At 72.5% G+C, this 18,183-nt stretch carries 16 protein-coding genes; 8 read left to right on the forward strand and 8 right to left on the reverse strand.

The annotated features are described in order from the left end of the window. Positions 1-51 precede the first annotated feature (51 nt). Complete coding sequence (locus tag ABR737_RS17640; protein WP_350251119.1) at positions 52-1,173, forward strand: Gfo/Idh/MocA family oxidoreductase; 1,122 nt, start codon at positions 52-54, stop codon at positions 1,171-1,173. Continuing rightward, positions 1,170-1,658 (forward strand): heme-degrading domain-containing protein, encoded by a 489-nt coding sequence (locus ABR737_RS17645; RefSeq protein WP_350251120.1) that lies wholly within the window; start codon positions 1,170-1,172, stop codon positions 1,656-1,658. Before ABR737_RS17640 ends, ABR737_RS17645 begins: the two co-directional genes overlap by 4 nt. A gap of 102 nt (positions 1,659-1,760) precedes the next feature. On the opposite strand, the gene ABR737_RS17650 is transcribed toward ABR737_RS17645, so the two are convergent. The 3 genes from ABR737_RS17650 to ABR737_RS17660 all read right to left on the reverse strand — a co-directional run bounded on the left by ABR737_RS17650 (position 1,761) and on the right by ABR737_RS17660 (position 4,279). Continuing rightward, positions 1,761-2,618 (reverse strand): fumarylacetoacetate hydrolase family protein, encoded by an 858-nt coding sequence (locus ABR737_RS17650; RefSeq protein ID WP_350251121.1) that lies wholly within the window; start codon positions 2,616-2,618, stop codon positions 1,761-1,763. Positions 2,619-2,757: 139 nt separating this feature from the next. Then, positions 2,758-3,831: a YidC/Oxa1 family membrane protein insertase gene (locus tag ABR737_RS17655; RefSeq protein WP_350251122.1), complete on the reverse strand. Its 1,074-nt coding sequence runs from the start codon at positions 3,829-3,831 to the stop codon at positions 2,758-2,760. 142 nt (positions 3,832-3,973) lie between these two features. Continuing rightward, entirely contained in the window at positions 3,974-4,279 is a 306-nt protein-coding gene (locus tag ABR737_RS17660) for a DUF6412 domain-containing protein (RefSeq protein ID WP_350251123.1), read from the reverse strand. Positions 4,280-4,442: 163 nt separating this feature from the next. On the opposite strand from ABR737_RS17660, the gene ABR737_RS17665 reads away from it, so the two are divergent. The 3 genes from ABR737_RS17665 to ABR737_RS17675 all read left to right on the forward strand — a co-directional run bounded on the left by ABR737_RS17665 (position 4,443) and on the right by ABR737_RS17675 (position 8,824). Then, the gene (locus ABR737_RS17665) at positions 4,443-6,338 is read left to right on the forward strand and encodes an AMP-dependent synthetase/ligase (RefSeq protein ID WP_350251124.1); all 1,896 of its coding nucleotides are present in this window, start codon (positions 4,443-4,445) and stop codon (positions 6,336-6,338) included. 210 nt (positions 6,339-6,548) lie between these two features. Then, a complete protein-coding gene (locus ABR737_RS17670; RefSeq protein WP_350251125.1) occupies positions 6,549-7,196 on the forward strand; it encodes a DUF4142 domain-containing protein in 648 nt (215 codons plus the stop codon). Between the two features lie 143 nt (positions 7,197-7,339). Further along, positions 7,340-8,824, forward strand: coding sequence for a DUF1996 domain-containing protein (locus tag ABR737_RS17675; RefSeq protein ID WP_350256821.1), 1,485 nt, complete (start codon positions 7,340-7,342; stop codon positions 8,822-8,824). A 460-nt stretch (positions 8,825-9,284) separates the two neighbouring features. Here the strand turns inward: ABR737_RS17675 and ABR737_RS17680 are convergent, their stop codons facing one another. Further along, the gene (locus tag ABR737_RS17680) at positions 9,285-10,097 is read right to left on the reverse strand and encodes a PucR family transcriptional regulator (RefSeq protein ID WP_350251126.1); all 813 of its coding nucleotides are present in this window, start codon (positions 10,095-10,097) and stop codon (positions 9,285-9,287) included. 702 nt (positions 10,098-10,799) lie between these two features. Between ABR737_RS17680 and ABR737_RS17685 the strand changes: the two genes are divergently transcribed. The 3 genes from ABR737_RS17685 to ABR737_RS17695 all read left to right on the forward strand — a co-directional run bounded on the left by ABR737_RS17685 (position 10,800) and on the right by ABR737_RS17695 (position 14,120). Beyond that, positions 10,800-11,411, forward strand: a complete 612-nt coding sequence (locus ABR737_RS17685) for a hypothetical protein (RefSeq protein WP_350251127.1) — start codon at positions 10,800-10,802, stop codon at positions 11,409-11,411. Beyond that, positions 11,408-12,961 (forward strand): NADH-ubiquinone oxidoreductase-F iron-sulfur binding region domain-containing protein, encoded by a 1,554-nt coding sequence (locus tag ABR737_RS17690; protein ID WP_350251128.1) that lies wholly within the window; start codon positions 11,408-11,410, stop codon positions 12,959-12,961. Before ABR737_RS17685 ends, ABR737_RS17690 begins: the two co-directional genes overlap by 4 nt. A 211-nt stretch (positions 12,962-13,172) precedes the next feature. Beyond that, positions 13,173-14,120, forward strand: a complete 948-nt coding sequence (locus ABR737_RS17695; protein WP_350251129.1) for an SCO0930 family lipoprotein — start codon at positions 13,173-13,175, stop codon at positions 14,118-14,120. Here the strand turns inward: ABR737_RS17695 and ABR737_RS17700 are convergent. The 4 genes from ABR737_RS17700 to ABR737_RS17715 all read right to left on the reverse strand — a co-directional run bounded on the left by ABR737_RS17700 (position 14,104) and on the right by ABR737_RS17715 (position 18,160). Then, positions 14,104-15,690 carry a sodium:solute symporter family protein gene (locus tag ABR737_RS17700; RefSeq protein ID WP_350251130.1) on the reverse strand — a complete coding sequence of 529 codons (1,587 nt, stop codon included), beginning with the start codon at positions 15,688-15,690 and terminating at the stop codon, positions 14,104-14,106. The two genes, ABR737_RS17695 and ABR737_RS17700, sit on opposite strands and share 17 nt — an antisense overlap. Continuing rightward, positions 15,687-15,920: a DUF3311 domain-containing protein gene (locus ABR737_RS17705; RefSeq protein ID WP_350251131.1), complete on the reverse strand. Its 234-nt coding sequence runs from the start codon at positions 15,918-15,920 to the stop codon at positions 15,687-15,689. The genes ABR737_RS17700 and ABR737_RS17705 overlap by 4 nt, the downstream gene beginning before the upstream one ends. A 32-nt stretch (positions 15,921-15,952) precedes the next feature. Further along, positions 15,953-16,738 (reverse strand): class E sortase, encoded by a 786-nt coding sequence (locus ABR737_RS17710; RefSeq protein ID WP_350251132.1) that lies wholly within the window; start codon positions 16,736-16,738, stop codon positions 15,953-15,955. A 69-nt stretch (positions 16,739-16,807) separates the two neighbouring features. Beyond that, entirely contained in the window at positions 16,808-18,160 is a 1,353-nt protein-coding gene (locus ABR737_RS17715; RefSeq protein WP_350251133.1) for a DUF445 domain-containing protein, read from the reverse strand. Between the last annotated feature and the right edge of the window lie 23 nt (positions 18,161-18,183).

An 18,183-nucleotide genomic window follows, 5' to 3' on the forward strand; every position in this document is an offset into this window, starting at 1 on the left:
CATTGTCCGCATCGCTTGCACTTTGGCAACAGCGTTGCTTAAGTGGGAGCCATGAGCGAGAAGAGCGACTCCACCGGCACCGCCGCGCCCCACGACCCGCTCCGCGTCGGCCTCATCGGCTACGGCCTGGCGGGCTCGGTCTTCCACGCCCCGCTGATCGCGGCCACCGAGGGCCTGCGGCTCGACACCGTCTCGACCGCCCACCCGGAGCGGCAGGCACAGGCCCGTGCCGAGCATCCCGGGGTCGTTACGGTCGACACCCCCGAGGCGGTGCTCGCCCGCGCCGCGGACCTCGATCTGATCGTGCTGGCGACGCCGAACAAGACGCATGTGCCGCTCGCCACCGCCGCCCTGGAGGCCGGTCTGCCGGTGGTGGTCGACAAGCCGCTGGCCGCGACCGCCGCCGAGGCCGAAAAGCTCGCCGCGCTCGCCGAGGACCGCGGCCTGCTGCTCTCCGTCTTCCAGAACCGCCGCTGGGACAACGACTTCCGCACCGCCCGCACGCTGATCGAGCAGGGCGAGCTCGGCGACGTCTACCGCTTCGAGTCCCGCTTCGAGCGCTGGCGGCCGCAGCCCAAGGGCGGCTGGCGCGAGTCCGGCGACCCGGCGGAGATCGGCGGACTGCTCTACGACCTCGGCAGCCACCTCGTCGACCAGGCGCTGGTCCTCTTCGGTCCGCCCGTCTCCGTCTACGCCGAGTCCGTGGTCCGCCGCCCGGGCGCGGAGGCCGACGACGACTCCTTCATCGCCCTCACCCACGCGAACGGCGTCCGTTCCCATCTGTGGATGAGCGCCACCGCGGCCATGCTGGGCCCGCGCTTCCGGGTGCTGGGCAGCCGGGCGGGCTATGTGAAGCACGGTCTGGACCCGCAGGAGGCCGCGCTGCGCGAGGGCCGCCGGCCCGGTGACGGTGAGGGCGACTGGGGCGTGGAGCCGGAGTCCCGCTGGGGCAGGATCGGTGCCGGGTCCTCCCCGCAGAGCGGTGGCGGCGAGCGGGTACCGACGCTGCCGGGTGACTACCCCGCGTACTACGCCGCGATCGCACGGGCGCTGCGCGAGGGCGGCCGCCCGCCGGTGACCGCCACCGAGGCCGCGGCCGCCCTCCGCGTCCTGGAGGCCGCGAAGCTCTCCGCCGCCGAAGGCCGTACGGTCCGCATCGGGGCGGACGGATGAGCCCGGCGGATCCAGCGGCGGCGGCCGGCTCGGTGGACGAGCTGGCGGCGCAGGAGGAGCGGCTGGTCCTCGACACCTTCGGCAACGACGAGGCCTGGGAACTCGGCTCGCTGCTGGTGGCGTTGGCACGCGAGCGCGGCGCCGCGGTGACGGTCGGGATCCGGCGCGGCGCCCAGCAGCTGTTCCACTGCGCCCTGCCGGGCACCTCCGCCGACAACGACGCCTGGATCGCCCGCAAGTCCGCCGTCGTCGAACGCTACGGCGAGTCCTCGTACCTGGTCGGTGCCCGGTTCCGCGCCAAGGGCCGCACCTTCGAGGACTCCTCCCGCCTCGACCCGGACCGCTACGCCGCACACGGCGGCGCGTTCCCGGTCCGGCTGCGCGGGACGGGAGTGGTCGGCGTGGTCGCGGTGTCGGGACTGCCCCAGGCCGACGACCATGCGCTGGTGGTGGAGGGGCTGGAGCGGTTTCTGTCAGCGGGGTGAGCGGGCCCCTGCGGCCCGACCGGCCGGATACGCCGGATACGGAAGGAGGGGCGGCCCCGGCGCGCGGCCGGTGGCGCCCTCCCTTCCCTGCCGGCGTGCCGCTCAGGCGTCCTTGAGTTCCTGGCGCTGCCGCCCCAGGCCGTCGATCTCCAGTTCCACGACGTCACCGGCGCGCAGGTACGGCTTGGGCTCCGGGCGGCCCATGGCGACGCCGGCCGGGGTGCCGGTGTTGATGACGTCGCCGGGGTGCAGGGTCATGAACTGGCTGACGTAGCGGACGACTTCGGCCACCGGGAAGATCTGGTCGGCGGTGGTGCCGTCCTGCTTCAGGTCGCCGTTGACCCACAGCCGCAGGCCGAGGGCCTGCGGATCGGGGACCTCGTCGGCGGTCACCAGCCACGGGCCCAGGGGGTTGAACGTCTCGCAGTTCTTGCCCTTGTCCCACTGGCCGCCGCGCTCGATCTGGAAGGCGCGCTCGGAGACGTCGTGCGCCACGGCGTAGCCGGCCACCGCCGCCAGCGCCTGTGCGTCGCTCTCCAGGTAGCGGGCGCGGCGGCCGATGACGACGGCCAGCTCCACTTCCCAGTCGGTCTTCACGCTGCCCCGGGGGACCAGCACGGTGTCCTCGGGGCCGACGACCGTGTCCGGGGCCTTCATGAAGAGGATCGGCTCCCCGGGGGGCGCGGCCCCCGTCTCCCGGGCGTGGTCGTGGTAGTTCAGCCCGATGCACACGATCTTGCCGATCCGGGCCAGCGGCGGACCGGTGCGCAGTCCGGCCCCGTCGAGCGGTGGCAGCTCACCGGACGCGGCGGCGGCGCGCAGGCGCGCCAGTGTTCCGTCGTCGGCGAGCAGCGCTCCGTCGATGTCCGGCACCAGGCCGGACAGGTCCCGCAGTACCCCGGCCTCGTCCAGCAGCGCCGGGCGTTCCGCCCCCACCGTTCCGACACGCATCAGCTTCATCGGTTCCACTCCCGTGGTCGAAGGTCGGCCCGGAAAAAGGGAATTCCGGGCCGGCCGATGGGGGACGGCCATCGAGCGATTTGGTCGATCGTCCAAGAACGGGGTCCGGTCTGCAAGACCCCGTTCACGGACTGGACCGTTACCGGGGGGTAGTGGCGGTCTCCCCGACCGTCTCCCGGACGGCCTCCCTGGTGGCCTTCCCGACGGCCTCCCCGGCCGCTTTTCCGGGAGCTCCGTCCGACTGCGGCTTCGGCCCGCCGGCCGGGCGGGTCCTGCTCCGGGAGTCGGCCCCGGTACGGGAGTTGGCCCTCGCGCGGGCCGCGCGCTGCCGGGCCGCGCGGGTCTTCGGCGCGCCCTTGCGGTCCGGACGCTGCGGAGCCGGACGCTGCGACTCGGCGGGCTTCCCTGCAGCCGGCTTCCCTGCAGCCGGCTTCCCCTCGGACGGGGCCGCCGCGGTGGCCGCGTCCCCCTCGCCGCGCTCCCGGTCCTGCTTCCCGTCCCGGCCCCGGTCCCGGTGCAGCAGTGCCCGCTCGCACGCCGTCCAGATCGTCGTCGTGACCGTGTAGAGCCCGGCGGCCAGCGGCACCACGGCCACCGTGATCAGCATGCCGAAGGACAGCAGCGGCATCACCTTGGCCATGGAGGCCATCCCGGGCAGTGCCGGGCCGGCGCCCGCGGCCGGCTGCGGGGCCTTGGCCATCGTGGCGCGGGCCCGGCGGAAGTTCCAGGTGGCGACGGCCGCGATCAGCGCGAACAGCACGAGGTAGACCCGTCCCTGCGGCCCGAAGAGCCCGCCGTCCGCCAGCGCCTGGCTCCAGTGGCCGCCGAGCGGCGCCCCCAGCAGCGTGTGGTCCAGGAGGCCGCCCCCGGTGGAGAACAGGTGGTACATCACGAAGAAGACGGGCAGCTGCAGCAGCGTCGGCAGACAGCCGGCCAGGGGCGAGGAGCCGGTCTCGGCGTACAGCTCGGACGTCGCCTTCTGCAGGCGCTCGGGGTGGCCCTTGTGCTTGCGCTGCAGTGCGGCGAGCTGCGGGGCGAGCGCCGTACGGGCCTTCTCCCCGCGGGCCGCCGCCCGGGCGAGCGGGTGCAGCGCGGCGCGGACGCCGAGGGTGCACGAAACGATGGTGGCGGCCATCGCCGCGGTACCGAAGAGCGGGGCGAGCGCGTCGGCGCCGTGCGCCAGCGCGTCGCCGAGGAAGCCGAACATGGACATGGGTGAGCCCTCCACGGGTCTCGTCGTGCCGGGATGAGGATTCGGCGTGACGAGCCGCGCGGACGCGGAATGCGGTGCGGTGACCGGACCGGATGCGGTGCGGTGAGCAGACCGGATGCGGTGCGGTGAACGGACCGGGCGCCTACGCGGCCGTCGGGAGGGGACGGCCCGGTGCTCGGGGGCGCGGGCGGCCGGACGCGTCGGGATCACGTTGCGGCAGGAAGGCCGTACGCCGCTCCCGGTCGCGCAGGGCCGTACGGATCCGACCCGGTGGCAGCGGCCGGGCGCAGGCCGCGATCAGGAAGGCGCGGCACAGGAGCAGCAGCGCGCCGGTGGTCGCGGCGGCGGTCAGGGCGGTGGTGAGCCCGGTCTGCGTGAGCAGGAAGCCGGCCAGGACGAAGAAGAGTGCCGAGGTGTACAGGCGCCATCCATCGACGATGCGGTACATCCGGCGCCCTCCCCGGGTTGTCAGGTCGTCAAGACTTATCGGCTTCCGCTCAAGAGTAGCCACAGACCTGGGCAGCGTGGACACCGGCCGATAACTTGCCCCCCTGCCGTCGTCGGGACGACGGCAGGACCAGGGGGCCAAGGGGGAACACCTAGGAGGTGCTGTGCGCGACATCAGCGTTCCGGCCGTGGCGGCGCGACTGCGGACCGGCGGTCTTGCCGACTCCGTCTTCGACACCGCGGACCACCAGCCGGATTTCGCTCAGCTCGCCCGCCGCGACGCCCGAGCGCCCGGCGGCTGGCAGGAGGTGTCCGCGGCGGAATTCCGGGACGAAGTCATGGCCCTGGCCAGGGGGCTGCTGGCGGACGGGGTACGGCCCGGCGCCCGGGTCGCGCTGATGTCCCGTACGCGCTACGAGTGGACGCTGTTCAGCTATGCGCTGTGGGCGATCGGCGGACAGCTCGTACCGGTCTATCCGACCGCATCGGCCGAGCAGCTGCGCTGCATCCTCGTCGGGGCGAAGGTCGCCGCGATCGTCGTCGAGAACGAGGCCCAGGCCATGACCGTGGCCGAGGCCTGCAACGAGCAGGCCGGACTGCGCCGGCTGTGGCAGCTCGACCTGGACTGCGTCCGGCGGCTCACGGAGGAGGGCACCCGGCTGCCCGAGGCGGATGTGCACCGGCTGCGCCACATGGTCTCCCCCGAGGGGATCGCGGCGATCGTCTACACCTCGGGAACCACCGGGCGCCCGCGCGGCTGTGTGATCACCCACGCCAATCTCGCCGCCGAGTGCGACACCCTCTACGCGGGCTGGGGCGGGCTGCTGGCCGCGCCCGGCGAACGCCCTTCGCTGCTGGCCTTTCTGCCGTTCGCGCAGATCTACGGGCTGATGGTGCAGGTGGCGTGTCTGCGCGGCGGGGTGAAGCTCGCCCATCAGCCCGAGGTGTCGTCGGAGGAGCTGCTGCCGGCCCTGGCCTCGTTCCGTCCGACGTTCCTGTTCGCGGTGCCGTACGTCTTCGAGAAGATCTGCACCCGCGCCCGGCTGGCCGCGGAAGCGGCGGGCCGGCGGCGGACGTTCGACGCGGCGATGACGGTGGCGGTGCGCTACGCGGAGGCGCTGGCCGAGGAGGCGCGGGGCACCGGGCGCGGGCCCGACCCGTTCCTGCGGGCCCGGCACGCGCTCTACGACCGGCTGGTGTACTCCCGCATCCGGGAGACGCTGGGCGGCCGGGTGCACACCGCGGTCTCCGGCGGTTCACCGCTCCTGCGCGAACTGGGGCTGCTCTTCGCCGGGATGGGCATCATGGTCTACGACGGCTACGGCCTGACGGAGACCAGCGGCGCAATCACCGTACAGCCGCCCGGCAAGGTGCGGTTCGGGACGGTCGGCCGCCCGCTGCCGGGCACCGCGGTGCATCTGGCGCTGGACGGCGAGGTGTGGGTGCGCGGTCCGGTGGTGTTCGCCGGCTATCTCGACGAGGACGGCACGGGCAGCGGGCTCTACGACGGCTGGCTGCCGACCGGCGACCTGGGGCAGCTGGACGAGGACGGCTATCTCGCCATCACCGGCCGCAAGAAGGACATGCTCATCACCAGCAACGGCAAGAGCGTGGCCCCGCAGGGTCTGGAGCAGCGGCTGTGCTCCCATCCGCTGATCTCGCAGGCCGTGGTGGTCGGCGACAACCGGCCCTATGTCACCGCGCTGCTCACGCTGGACCCCGAGGCGCTGACGCACTGGCGCAAGCTGCGGGACGAGCCCAGCGCCGACAGCACGGCACCGACGCCGGAGGAGCAGCTGCAGGCGGAGGTGCGGCGGGCGGTGGCGCGCGCGAACGCGTCGGTGTCGCGGGCCGAGTCGATCCGCGCCTTCCGGGTGCTGCCGGGCGAGTTCAGCCAGGAGTCCGGGCTGATGACGCCGTCGCTCAAGCTGCGCCGGGCGGCGATCGTCCGGACGTACGCGGCGGAGATCGACGCCCTGTACGCGGAGGGCAAGCGCGAGGAGCCCGGCACGCGGCGGGACCGCCGCCGCTGGACCGCGGCGGGGCTGTACGCACGCTGAGCACGGCGCACACCACGCTGGACGGGTCCGGCCGGGCACACGAAATCCGACGCACGTCACCCGTTTCCCGGCCGGGCCCGCACGCGGCACCGTAGCAGTGCCACGGCGGGCCCGGCCGTTATTTGTCCAGGGGTGAGGACCCGGGCCCGCCGGCCCGGTGCGGCACTTAGCGTCCGGTGGGATTCCAGTAGTGACGAACCGGGAGGCCGTGTGCGGTCCATCCTCAGCAATTCCGCAACATCCGGGCGGACCATCGCCACCGGCCTGGTGGTGGCCGCGCTCGTGGCCACGCTCGGGGCGCTGCTGCTGCCCGTCCAGCTCTTCGGCGAGTCCGCGGCCGCGGCGACCACCACCCTCTCGTACGACGACGACGGCGGCGGCACGGTCGACACCCGCTACGGTCCGCTCACCGCGATGGACCGGGACTTCGTACGCAAGGTCAAGCTGGCCGGGCTGTGGGAGCTGCCCTCGGGCCGGATGGCCCAGCAGCGCGGCACGACCCCCGCGGTCCGCACGGCCGGCAACCACCTCGTGGCGGGACACACCGAGCTCGACCGGCGATCGAACGAGGCCGGGCGGGCGCTGGGCGTCGACCTGCCCACCGAGCCCAACGTCGCCCAGCAGGGCTGGCTCGGGCAGCTCAAGAACGCCCAGGGAAAGGAGTTCGACGCGACGCTGGCCGAGTTGTTGCGCCGGGCTCACGGCAAGGTCTTCGGGCTGATCGCCCTGGTCCGCGATCAGACCAAGAACACGATGGTGCGCGCCCTGGCGGACCGCGCCAACAGCGTCGTGCTGGACCACATCACGGTCCTGGAGAAGACCGGGAACGTCGACTTCAACACCCTGCACAACAGCTGACCGGTCGCAGGCACCGCTTTGCGGTGCGTCCACCACGGCCCCTGTGAACCGAACCAGGACGACACCCCTCACATCGGACGAAGCGAAGTGATCTCATGAGGCAACGGCAACAGGCCCATAAACGCTCGCGTTTGACGAACAGAATGCTCATCGGCGCCACCGCCCTCCTGCTGGGCGGCGGGGGGCTGGCCGCCTACGCCACGACGGCGCTGGCGGGCAACCAGACCACCCCCGGCACGGCGTCCGGCCATCAGCACACCGCGTCCGGCATCACCATCTCCTGCCCCGATGTGGGCGAACGGCTGCGGACCATCCCGCGCAGCGCCCAGCTCCCGGTCTCCAAGGGGCTGTCCGCCCTCGACAAGCAGGTGCACGACGCGTACCACAAGATGATGGGCGGCAGCGGTACCGCCGTCATGTCCCCGCTCAAGGCGCAGCGCGAGAAGACCATCAAGATGATGGTCACCGCGATCGCCAAGAACACCAAGCGTCCTGGCTACCTGCTCAAGATGAGCGGCTGCACCACCAAGCCCGTGAACGAGGGCGCCGGCGCGGGGGGCAACGACTCCACGAAGTCCGTGCAGGACGGCTGGTACCAGGGGCAGAACCAGACCCAGACCCAGGGGCAGCAAGGCCAGGACCAGAACCAGCAGGACCAGAACCAGCAGGACCAGAACCAGCAGGGCCAGAACCAGCAGGGGCAGGACCAGCAGGGCCAGAACGGCGGCCAGCAGGGCCAGGCCGGGGGTCCCTCTCCCGATGACTTCGTGGACATCACCACCGTCCAGCCGAACGCGGACGCACCGCCGTTCGCCGCCCCCAAGGGAGGCAACGCCTCGACGGGCACCTTCACCACCGAGTGCGGGCGCAACGAGGACGGCCACTTCAACTCCGACAACGTCATCGTGACCCCGGGCGTCAGCAACGGCGCCCACCACACCCACGACTACGTCGGCAACAAGGCCACCGACGCCTTCGCCGATGACAACAAGCTCGCCGCCTCGGACACCACCTGCAACAACGGTGACCAGTCCACCCACTACTGGCCCGTGCTGCGCAAGCTGGACGGCAACGCGGAGCAGAAGCCGGGCGCCGCGCAGGACGCCAACGTCGGCACGACCCTGACCCCGGCCACGGTGACCCTGAAGTTCCGTGGCAGCCAGGTCGGCCAGGTCGAGGCGATGCCGCGCTTCATGAAGATCATCACCGGTGACGCCAAGGCGTTCACCAACGGCACCAAGAACGCCAACGCCTCCTGGAGCTGCACCGGCTTCGAGGACCGGCAGCTGAAGGACAAGTACCCGCTGTGCCCCGAGGGTTCCCAGGTCGTGCGGACCTTCGCCTTCCAGAACTGCTGGAACGGCCGGGACATCGACAGCGGCAACCACCGCGACCACGTGGCGTTCTCGGACCAGAACGGCGTCTGCCCCAACGGCTTCAAGGCGATCCCGCAGCTCACCCAGCGGATCACCTACGACGTCCCGCAGGGCCAGAGCTTCGCGGTGGACAGCTTCCCCGAGCAGCTGCACAAACCGGTGACCGACCACGGTGACTTCATCAACGTGATGCCGGACCAGCTGATGAGCAAGGCGGTCGACTGCATCAACGGCGGCCGTAACTGCACCTGAGACCGGCCCTGGTGAGCCCTGAGCCCCTTGGGGATCCCCCAGGGGGCTCACTCACGGGCTCTTGGGTGGGGGGCGCGGTGGCCGGCGCGATGGCCGGGGGGCGCGGTGGCCCGGGGGAGGGCACGGTGACCGGAGGGGCAGTGGTCAAGGGTCGCGGCGGTCGGTGGTCGCGACCCTTGGCCGTGGCCGCTTGGTCCCTGTCCCTCTGGCCCCTTACCTCTGGTCCGCAGCCCGTGGCAGTCGTCCGCGCCGTCACCCCGAGGCCGTCGCCCGAGGCCGTGGGCCCCTGGCCCTCGCCCCTGCCAACCGCCCCCGGCCCACGCCAAAGCAGCGGCCCCGACCCGGATGTCCGGGGGTCGGGGCCGCTGCTCGGCGCCGGGTGGCTGTCGTAGTGCCGGAAGGCCCCCACCGTTCCGGTCGGCCGTCAGCTCAAGGGGCGCGGTGGTGCATCCGCCGGTCCTCAAAGGCCGTTGACGCGGGCCTCACGGGCCATGCCCAGCGGGCGTATGGACGAGGCGACGGCCCGTGCGCGGCGGCCGGCCCGTGCGCGGTAACTGCGGACATGCGCCATCAGGCGGCGGCTGCGCAGCGCCATCTCCAGCTCGAAGCGGGTGCGCGGATCGCGCAGCACCGGGCCGAAGAGCTTTTCGATCTGACGCAGACGGTATCGGACCGTCTGGGGGTGCACATGCAGCAGTTTGGCCGCTTCGGGGGCACCGCCGCCCTCCAGCCATGCCAGCAGGGTGACTTCGAGCCGTTCGCTCTGCCGGGGCGTCAGCTCCTCCAGCGGGCCCAGCCAGCGGGAGGTCAGCGCGTCGGCCAGCGACTCGTCCTGGAGCAGCAGCAGCGCGGAGAGATGGTCGTCGACGAACGCGGGCCGCGACTCGGGGCCGACCCGGCCCGGAGCCAGCGTCAGCAGATAGCGGGCCCAACGCAGCGAGGACGCGGTGTCGGTGGCCGGTACGACGTGGCCGACCGCGGCCGGCCGCCCCTTGAGCGCCGCCTCCAGGCGGGCCCGGGTCTGGGTGGCCGGGTCGGGGACGAACAGACAGGTGTATCCGTCGACCGAGCCGATGAGCGCGTGTCCGAGCGCCGCGGCGAGCTGGGCGGCCTCGACGGGTGTGGCGAGGACGACGGCCTGGAGGGTGTCGGGGATGGGCCAGCCGGCCGCGCGGGACAGCTCGGTCAACCCCTCGTCCGGCATTTCCCGTTGTCCGGCGAGGACGTCGAACAGGTCCTGGCGGGCCCGGGCCACCGGCATCGGAGTCACCACGGACGGCACGGCCCGAGGTTTACTCTCCGACTCTTTTTGGTACCCAAGAACTGTCAGCAAGGCCTGTTCAAGTGCCCATTGCGCCTCTTCTACGGGAGTATCCCCGAGAAGTGCGGACAATGCGGGAAATCCGCGTTGCAACTCCGCGACCAACTTGTCGGCGAGATCCGGAAGTTCATTTCTGACTACCCGGTTCCACTCACCTCGTGGACGCGACCAGATGCGGTTCAGGAGATCACACATCGCTACCTCGATCCTGGCGGGGATGCGGTTGTTACTGGGGATTGGCGCCCCCGTGCGCCTGAGTCGGCATCATCCGGAGTCACCCCGCGGGACCGCGATGCCAGTGCAGGAATTTGTCACAGCGCGATAAACCTTACGAAAGCCTGAACACGTTCGGAGATGCTTTTACACATCCGGATAACGGCCCTGCGTATCCGACCGGTTACAGAATGTTTAGTGTTACCGGGGGTCACCCGAACAAAAGCCCCGGGCAAATTACGCCCCCGGGAGATTTCATCGAAATTCGCATCCCGCACCCGCGCCCTGACACCGGGAGGTCCGATGTCCGCACCGCGTATGCAGAGCCGCCGCGCCGCACACCGAGCCCGGCCTTCGCCCCTCGTGCCTCGCCCCCGGCGTCCCCCGAACGAACCCGGGCCGCCGGCCCGCCGACCGGCCGGCGGCTTCGCCGGAACCGCCGTGCTCCGCCCGGCGCTTCCGGCCGCACTGCTGCTCTTCCTCGCCGTCATGCTGCGCTCCGGCGCGATGGACGGCCTGCTGAACTTCCTCGACTTCGGCGCCGGGGTGCTCGCGCTGGTCTCCCTGTCGGTCACCGTGCTGTGGGGCCTGGCCGCCACCGACCGGATGGTGCTGAACTCCGGCCACCGGCTGCTCGCCCAGGCCGTGCACCGCGGCACCGGCGTCGCCGGCCTCGGCTTCCTCGGCCTGCACATCTGGGTCAAGGTCACCGAGGGCCACACCGATGCGATGGCCGCCGCGGTGCCCTTCACCGATGGCGCCCGCCCCGGCCTCATCGGCCTCGGCACCCTCGCCGCCTACGTGTTCGTCGCCGTCGCGGTGACCGGCGCGGTGCGCGGCGCCTTCACGGGCATCACGGCCTCCCGGTGGTGGCGGGGGCTGCACATGAGCGCGTACGCCGCCTGGGGGCTGGCCCTGGTGCACGGCCTCAGGGCGGGCCGCCCCGCAGCCGGCTATGCCCTCGCCGGCTACGCCATCTGCCTTGTCGCGGTGGCCGTACGACTCGCGCTGCGGATGCGCGACTCACGCAGGAACACAGGAGAACTCCCATGACCGCCCCCGCCCCCACCCGCCCGCTCCCGGTCGTCCCCGGCCCCGCGGAGCCCGTGCCGACCCTGGCGTCCTTCGGCCCGCCCCGCCTGCTGGCGGGGCTCGACGAGATGCCGCGCATGGGCCGGGTGGCGCATCTGTCCCGGCACGGCGGCCTGCCCCAGCTCAGCTCCACGGAGCTGGTGGCGCTGGCCGAGGACATCGACCTGCGCGGCCGGGGAGGTGCGGGCTTCCCCTTCGCCCGCAAGCTCACCGCCGTCATGGACGGGATGCGCAAGGCCGACGGCAAGGGCGCGGTGGTCGTCAACGGCAGTGAGGGCGAGCCCAGTTGCCTCAAGGACACCGCGCTGCTGCTGCACGCCCCGCATCTGATGCTCGACGGCGCCCTGCTGGCCGCCGACGCGCTCGGCGCCCAGGAGGTCGCGATCGGCGTGACCCGCATGGACGTGCTGAAGTCCGTGCAGAGCGCCATCGACGAACGCGGCCCGGTGCGGCCGACGTTACGGGTCACCCTGCTGACCGAACGGTTCGTCACCGGCGAGGGCTCCGCGATGACGAACGGGCTGGGCGGCGGCGCCGGCCTGCCCTCGGGCCGCAAGATCCGCTCCAGCGAGCGGGGGCTGAACGGTGTGCCGACGCTGCTGTCGAACACCGAGACCTACGCCCAGCTCGCCGTGGCCGCCCGGCTCGGAGCGCTCGGCTACCGCACCACGGGCCTGCCCACGGAGCCCGGCACGCTGCTGCTGACGGTCGCCGGCAGCCGGGTGGTGGAGGTGCCCTACGGGGTCTCGCTGGCCCGGGTCCTGGCGCTGTGCGGCATGGACCAGGGGCAGGGCGTGCTGATCGGGGGCTACCACGGCACCTTCATCTCGCCCACCGACGCGCTGACCGCGTGTCTGTCGAAGGAGTCGCTGGCCGAGTACAACGCGGTGCTCGGTGCGGGAGCGGTGCTGCCGCTGCCCTACGACACCTGCCCGGCCGGCGAGACGGTACGCGTCGCGCAGTGGATGGGTGCCGAGTCGGCCGGCCAGTGCGGCCCCTGCGTGCTGGGGCTGCCCGCGCTCGCCGAGCAGCTCGACCGCGCCGTGCGGGGCGGCGGGGCCGCCGCCCTGGAAGCCGTCCAGGCGCGGATGCGGGCGGTCGAGAAGCGCGGCGCCTGCAGCCATCCGGACGGTACCGCGCGCTTTGTCGCCTCGGCTCTGGCCGCCTTCCCCGAGGAGTTCGAGCGGCATGCGCAGGGGTTCGGATGCGGCCGCCCGGTGACCGGTGCCCTGCCGGTCACCGGGAGCCGGCCGCTGCCGTCCACCGTCCCCCAGCCGGCCCCCGCCCCCTCCCGGGCGGTCGCGCCGCCGCAGGAGAGGCTGCTGGTCGACTGGACGCTGTGCCGCGGCCACGGCCTGTGCGCGGATGTGGTGCCCGGCATCATCAAGCTGGGCCCGGACGGCTATCCGGAGAAGGCCAGCATGCCGCTGCCGGCGCGGATGCGGCGCCGGGCGCAGCTCGCGGTGCGCCGCTGTCCGGCACTCGCCCTGCGGGTGCAGGGCGGCAGCTGAGGTGCGGGTGCGGGGCGCCAACCGGCGTGCCGGGCAAGGTTTTTGCCCGCGGAGAAAATTCTTCGGCCCCGTTGAACGCCCGGCACCCCCAGGCGCGTATTCCCCCGGCGACGGCACCCCGCCGGGGCCCCGGGCCGCAGCGCCGCCCGGGCCACCGTCCCAGCCCTCACCTCGGCAAGCGACACACTCACCAACCGACCAAGGAGACATCATGAGCACTCGACGTCGTGCGGGTCTCGCGGCCGCGGCGGTCGCCACCCTGGCCCTGACCGCCGCCTGCGGCAGCAGCGCCAACCAGAGCGCCGGCACCGCCACCACCGACAACGTCCAGCCCGCCGGGCAGGGCACCAGCGACTACGGCTACGGGTCCTCCGGCGGCGCGGGAGGCCAGGCGGGCGGCGACAGCGGCGGCAAGGCCCCGCAGGCCGCGCCCAGCGCCGGCGAGCTGGCCCTGCACCAGGACACCGAGCTCGGCCCGGTCGTCACCGACGCCAAGGGCATGACCCTCTACCGCTTCGACAAGGACACCGCGGACCCGTCCAAGTCCAACTGCTCCGGCTCCTGCGCCACGACCTGGCCGGTGGTCCCCGCCGACGGCGCCACCGCCCCGGCCGGTATCGACAAGAGCAAGCTGGGCTCGGTCACCCGCGCCGACGGCACCAAGCAGCTCACCATCGGCGGCTGGCCCGCCTACCGCTACGCCAAGGACACCAAGCCCGGCGACACCAAGGGCCAGGGCGTGGGCGGCACCTGGAACGCGCTGGCCGCCGACGGCAAGAAGGCCGGCGCCCAGAAGCCCGGCGACGTCTCGGTGTTCGACCACCCGCAGCTCGGCTCGATCCTCGTCGACAACATGGGCCGCACCCTCTACCGCTTCAACAAGGACAGCGCCTGGCCGATGAAGTTCGGCTGCAACGACGCCTGCCTGGACACCTGGAAGCCCGCCAAGCCGGCCGACCGCTCCAAGCTCAACGGCATCGCCCCCAAGCTCATCTCCACCGTCACCCGCCCCGACGGCACCCGCCAGCTGGCCGTCGACTGCTGGCCGGTCTACTGGTTCACCGGCGACAAGCAGCCCGGTGACATCAACGGCCAGGGCAAGATGGGCCTGTGGTTCGCGGTCTCCAAGGAGGGCAAGAAGATCACGACGACGCCGTAGGGCCGGCCGCCCCGTCCCGCGGCAGGGCACCGTCCCGGGGGAACTCGTCGTCCAGCGCCAAGACCTCGGCGTCCGGCCTGGCATCCGCATCGCGCGGCCCCAGCCAGGTGACCCCGAGCGCCACCGCCACATTCACGGCGAGCGCGACGATCCCCGCGTTCATCCCCCAGACCGGGTCGTGTCCCCCGAAGACCAGGACACAGACGAGAGCGAAGCCCGCCACCAGGCCGCTCACCGCGGCGCGAAGCGTCAGCCGCCGCCACACCAGCCCCAGCAGCAGCATCGGCACGAGCTGTGCCATGCCCTCGTACGAGATCAAGGACAGCCGGACGAGGGTGTCGGGGGCGGTGTAGGTCAGCAGCAGCGCCAGCGCCCCGGCCACCACCACGACCACCTGCGACCACAGCTTCTGCCGCCCGTCCGCCGTCCGCCGTCCGCCGTCTCCGGAAACCTCCCCGTCCCCGGCCCCGGCCCCGGTGTCACGGTTCGCGCGCGCCCCCAGCACGCTCCTCCCCCACATCGTGCCGATGACCAGCATGAAAACGGCCATCGGCACGATGGAGGAGAGGGCGGCGGCCACCCCGGTCAGCCCCACGGCCCAGGCCGGAAGGGAGTCCACCACCAGCTTGAACAGCGCGAGATTGGAGTCCGCGCCCACCAGCCCGGGCACCACGAACAGCGCCGCCATACCCAGCAGCATCGGCACGAACAACAGCACGTTGTAGAAGGGGAGATAGAGCGCGTTACGGCGCAGCACATCGGCGTTGCGGGCGCCCAGATAGCCCGCCACGGTCGTCGGGAAGATCACCACCGTCAGGGAGTTGACGACGGTGGTGGTGATGAACCAGACCGGGCCCAGTCCGCCCGACGCATGGCCCGGGAAGGTCAGCCACTGCGGCTTCTCGGCGACGATCCGGTCCAGGAACGGCCCGTAGCCGCCGAAGTAGTGCAGCGGCACATAGACCGCGAGGAAGCCGAGGGTGCCGATGACGAGGACATCCTTGAGCACCGACACCCAGGCGCTGCCGCGCAGACCGCTGATCACGACGAAGGCGGTGGTGACGGCGAAGGCTATGAAATAGGCCCAGTTGAGGCTGATGGCGCCGTAGGAAATGGTGGAGACGACCACGCCCATGCCGGTGATCTGCAGCTGGATGTACGGCAGCAGGCAGACGGTGGCCAGGACCGCGACGGCGGCGCCGAGCCAGGGCGCCCGGTAGCGGTGCGCGACCATGTCGGTGATGCCGACCAGCTGGTGGCGGCGGGCGTAGGCCCACAGCATCGGCCCGACCACGTACCCGAGCGCATAGCCGCAGGACATATAGGCCAGGACGTAGAGCACCGGGGCGCCGTAGTTGTAGCCCCAGCCGGCCGCGCCGAGGTAGCTGAAGCTCGTATAGCTCTCGCCCGCCATCAGCACCCAGATGAAGACGGTCCCCAGGCTCCGGCCGCCCACCGACCATTCGGCCAGTCCCCCGCCGGAGCCCCGCCCGCGCACCGCGAGCAGGCCGAGGGCGACGGTGAGCACCATGAAACCGCCGAAGACCGCGGTGGATACGGTGGCGTTCATCCCCGGCCCCGCTTGAGGTCGCCGCGCCGTGCCAGCCCCACCGCGAGCGGTGTCGCCAGCGTCGCCACCAGCATCCAGAAGAACAGGAACGGCAGGCCGAGCACCGTCGGCGTCACCCGGTTCACCAGCGGCAGCACCGCCAGGAACAGCACATACGGCAGCAGCAGCCACAGCAGCGCCGGGCGCCTTCTCGAACCCGGGGATCGCCCGCCGGAGGTCTCGTTTCGCACGGGGGGAGAGCCTAGGCCACCCACCGCCGCCCTCACCGTGACTGTGTCGACCGCAACACGCCCCAGACCACCAGCCGGTAGGTGGAGGTGTACTCCGGCGTACAGGTCGTCAGGGTCAGATAGGAGCCGGGCGCCGTGAAGCGGTAGGCGGGGTGCACGCTGCTGTACGGGAGCGCCGCGAGGACCGTGCCGTCGCCGGGGGTGGTCCGCGGCAGGGTGCGCCGGACCACGTAGGTGTAGCGGGCCCCGTCGGTGTCGAGAAGGACGGTGTCGCCGGCGCGCAGCCGGTCGAGACGGCGGAACGGCTCGCCGTGGGTATTGCGGTGGCCGGCCAGCGCGACATTGCCTCTCTCGCCGGGCTGGGCGCTGTGCGGATAGTGGCCGACATAGCCCTTGTTGAGGACCGCGGCCTTGCCGACGCCCTGGGCGACGGGGGCGGTCAGGCCGATCCGGGGGATGCGCAGGACGGCGTACGCGGCGTTGCGCGGCGGCGCCGGGGGCCGTCCTGCGGTGCGGCGGGCGGGAGTCCGGGGCGTCGGGCCGCCGTGCGCGGTCCGCGCCGCCGCCTCGTCGTCGTCACCGGGCGCCGGGGGCACGGCAGATGGCGGCCGGGTGTGCCACGTCCGCTCCAGCCGGTCCACCTGGTCGTGGGCCGCGTGCTGCGCCTGACGGTTCGTCCACCACAGCTGGTGGACGACGAGCAGCAGCAGTACGGCGCCGAGCGTCACGGCCAGCTCCGCACCCGTCCACAGCGCCCGCGCGGCACGGGAGCGACGGGTGCGCCGCCCCTGTACGACTACCGGTCTCCGCTCCCGCACGCGGGCACCGTAAGCCCTGCGGGCCGAAGCCACCAGAGGCGGCGCACGCCCCGGCCCCCGGGCGGGCGGTCAGCCGCCGAAGGCCTGCGAGACGGCGTAGATGGCGAGGCCGGCCAGTGCGCCGACGACGGTGCCGTTGATCCGGATGAACTGCAGGTCACGGCCGATGTGCGCCTCGATCTTCCGCGAGGTGTGCTCGGCGTCCCAGCCGGCGACGGTGTCGGTGATCAGGGAGGTGATCTCGCGCTGATACGTCGTCACCACATAGACGGCCGCGTTCTCCAGCCAGCCGTCCACCTTGTCCTGCAGCCGCTTCTCGTCCGCCAGCCGCCGGCCCAGGGACAGCAGCGCCGCCCGCACTCGCAGCCGCAGCTCGCTGCGCTCGTCCTCGGCCGCGGCGACGATCATGGCGCGCACCGAGCCCCAGGCCGAGGTGATCAGGTCCTGCACCTCGCCGCGCCCCAGCACCTCGGACTTCAGCCGCTCGACCTTGGCCCGGGTGTCCGGGTCGGACTGCAGATCGGCCGCGAAGTCCCGCAGGAAGCGGTCGATCGCCCCGCGCGCCGGATGCTCGGGCATGTCCCGCATCTCGGTGACGAAGCGCATCAGCTCCTTGTAGACCCGGTCGCCCACCCTGCGGTCGACGAACCGCGGGGTCCATCCGGGTGCGCCGCCGGAGACCGCGCTCATCACGGAGTCCCCGTGCTCGACCAGCCAGTCATGGGCGCGGGCGACGAGCAGGTCCACCACCCGCCGGTGGCCGCCCTCGGCGACGACCTTCTCCAGCATCGTGCCGATCCCGGGCGCGATCTCGTGGGCGTCGGCGCGGCGGGTGATCGCCTCGCCGACCACCGCCTGCACATCGGAGTCGCGCAGGACGGTCAGCGCGCCGCGCAGCGCGGTGGAGAGCTCGGCGGTCACCCGGTCGGCGTTCTGCGGCTCGGCGAGCCAGCCGCCGACCCGGCGGCCGATGCCGACGGAGCGCAGCCGGCGGCGGACGACCTCGCCGGAGAGGAAGTTCTCGCCGACGAAATCCCCCAGACTCTGACCCAATTGGTCCTTTTTGGTGGGAATGATGGCGGTGTGCGGGATCGGCAGCCCCATCGGCCGCTTGAACAGCGCGGTGACCGCGAACCAGTCGGCCAGCGCACCGACCATCCCGGCTTCCGCGGCCGCCGCGACATACCCGGTCCAGCCGCCCGCCCCGGAGGCCCCGGCCCACTTCGCCAGGACGTAGACCAGGGCGACGGCCAGCAGCAGGCCGGTGGCCGTCGCCTTCATCCGGCGTACGGCGCGCCGGCGCTCCTCGTCGGCGGCGCCGTACGCGAAGCCGCCGCCCGGTGCCCTCCGGCCCGCCGGCGCCGCTCCCGGCTCCGGCACCCGTTCCGCTCCCGGCGCCGTACCGGCATCTGTGCGTTCCATCCGTTCCACCGCTCCCACCGTGC

Source organism: Streptomyces sp. Edi2 (assembly GCF_040253635.1).
Lineage (GTDB): Bacteria > Actinomycetota > Actinomycetes > Streptomycetales > Streptomycetaceae > Streptomyces.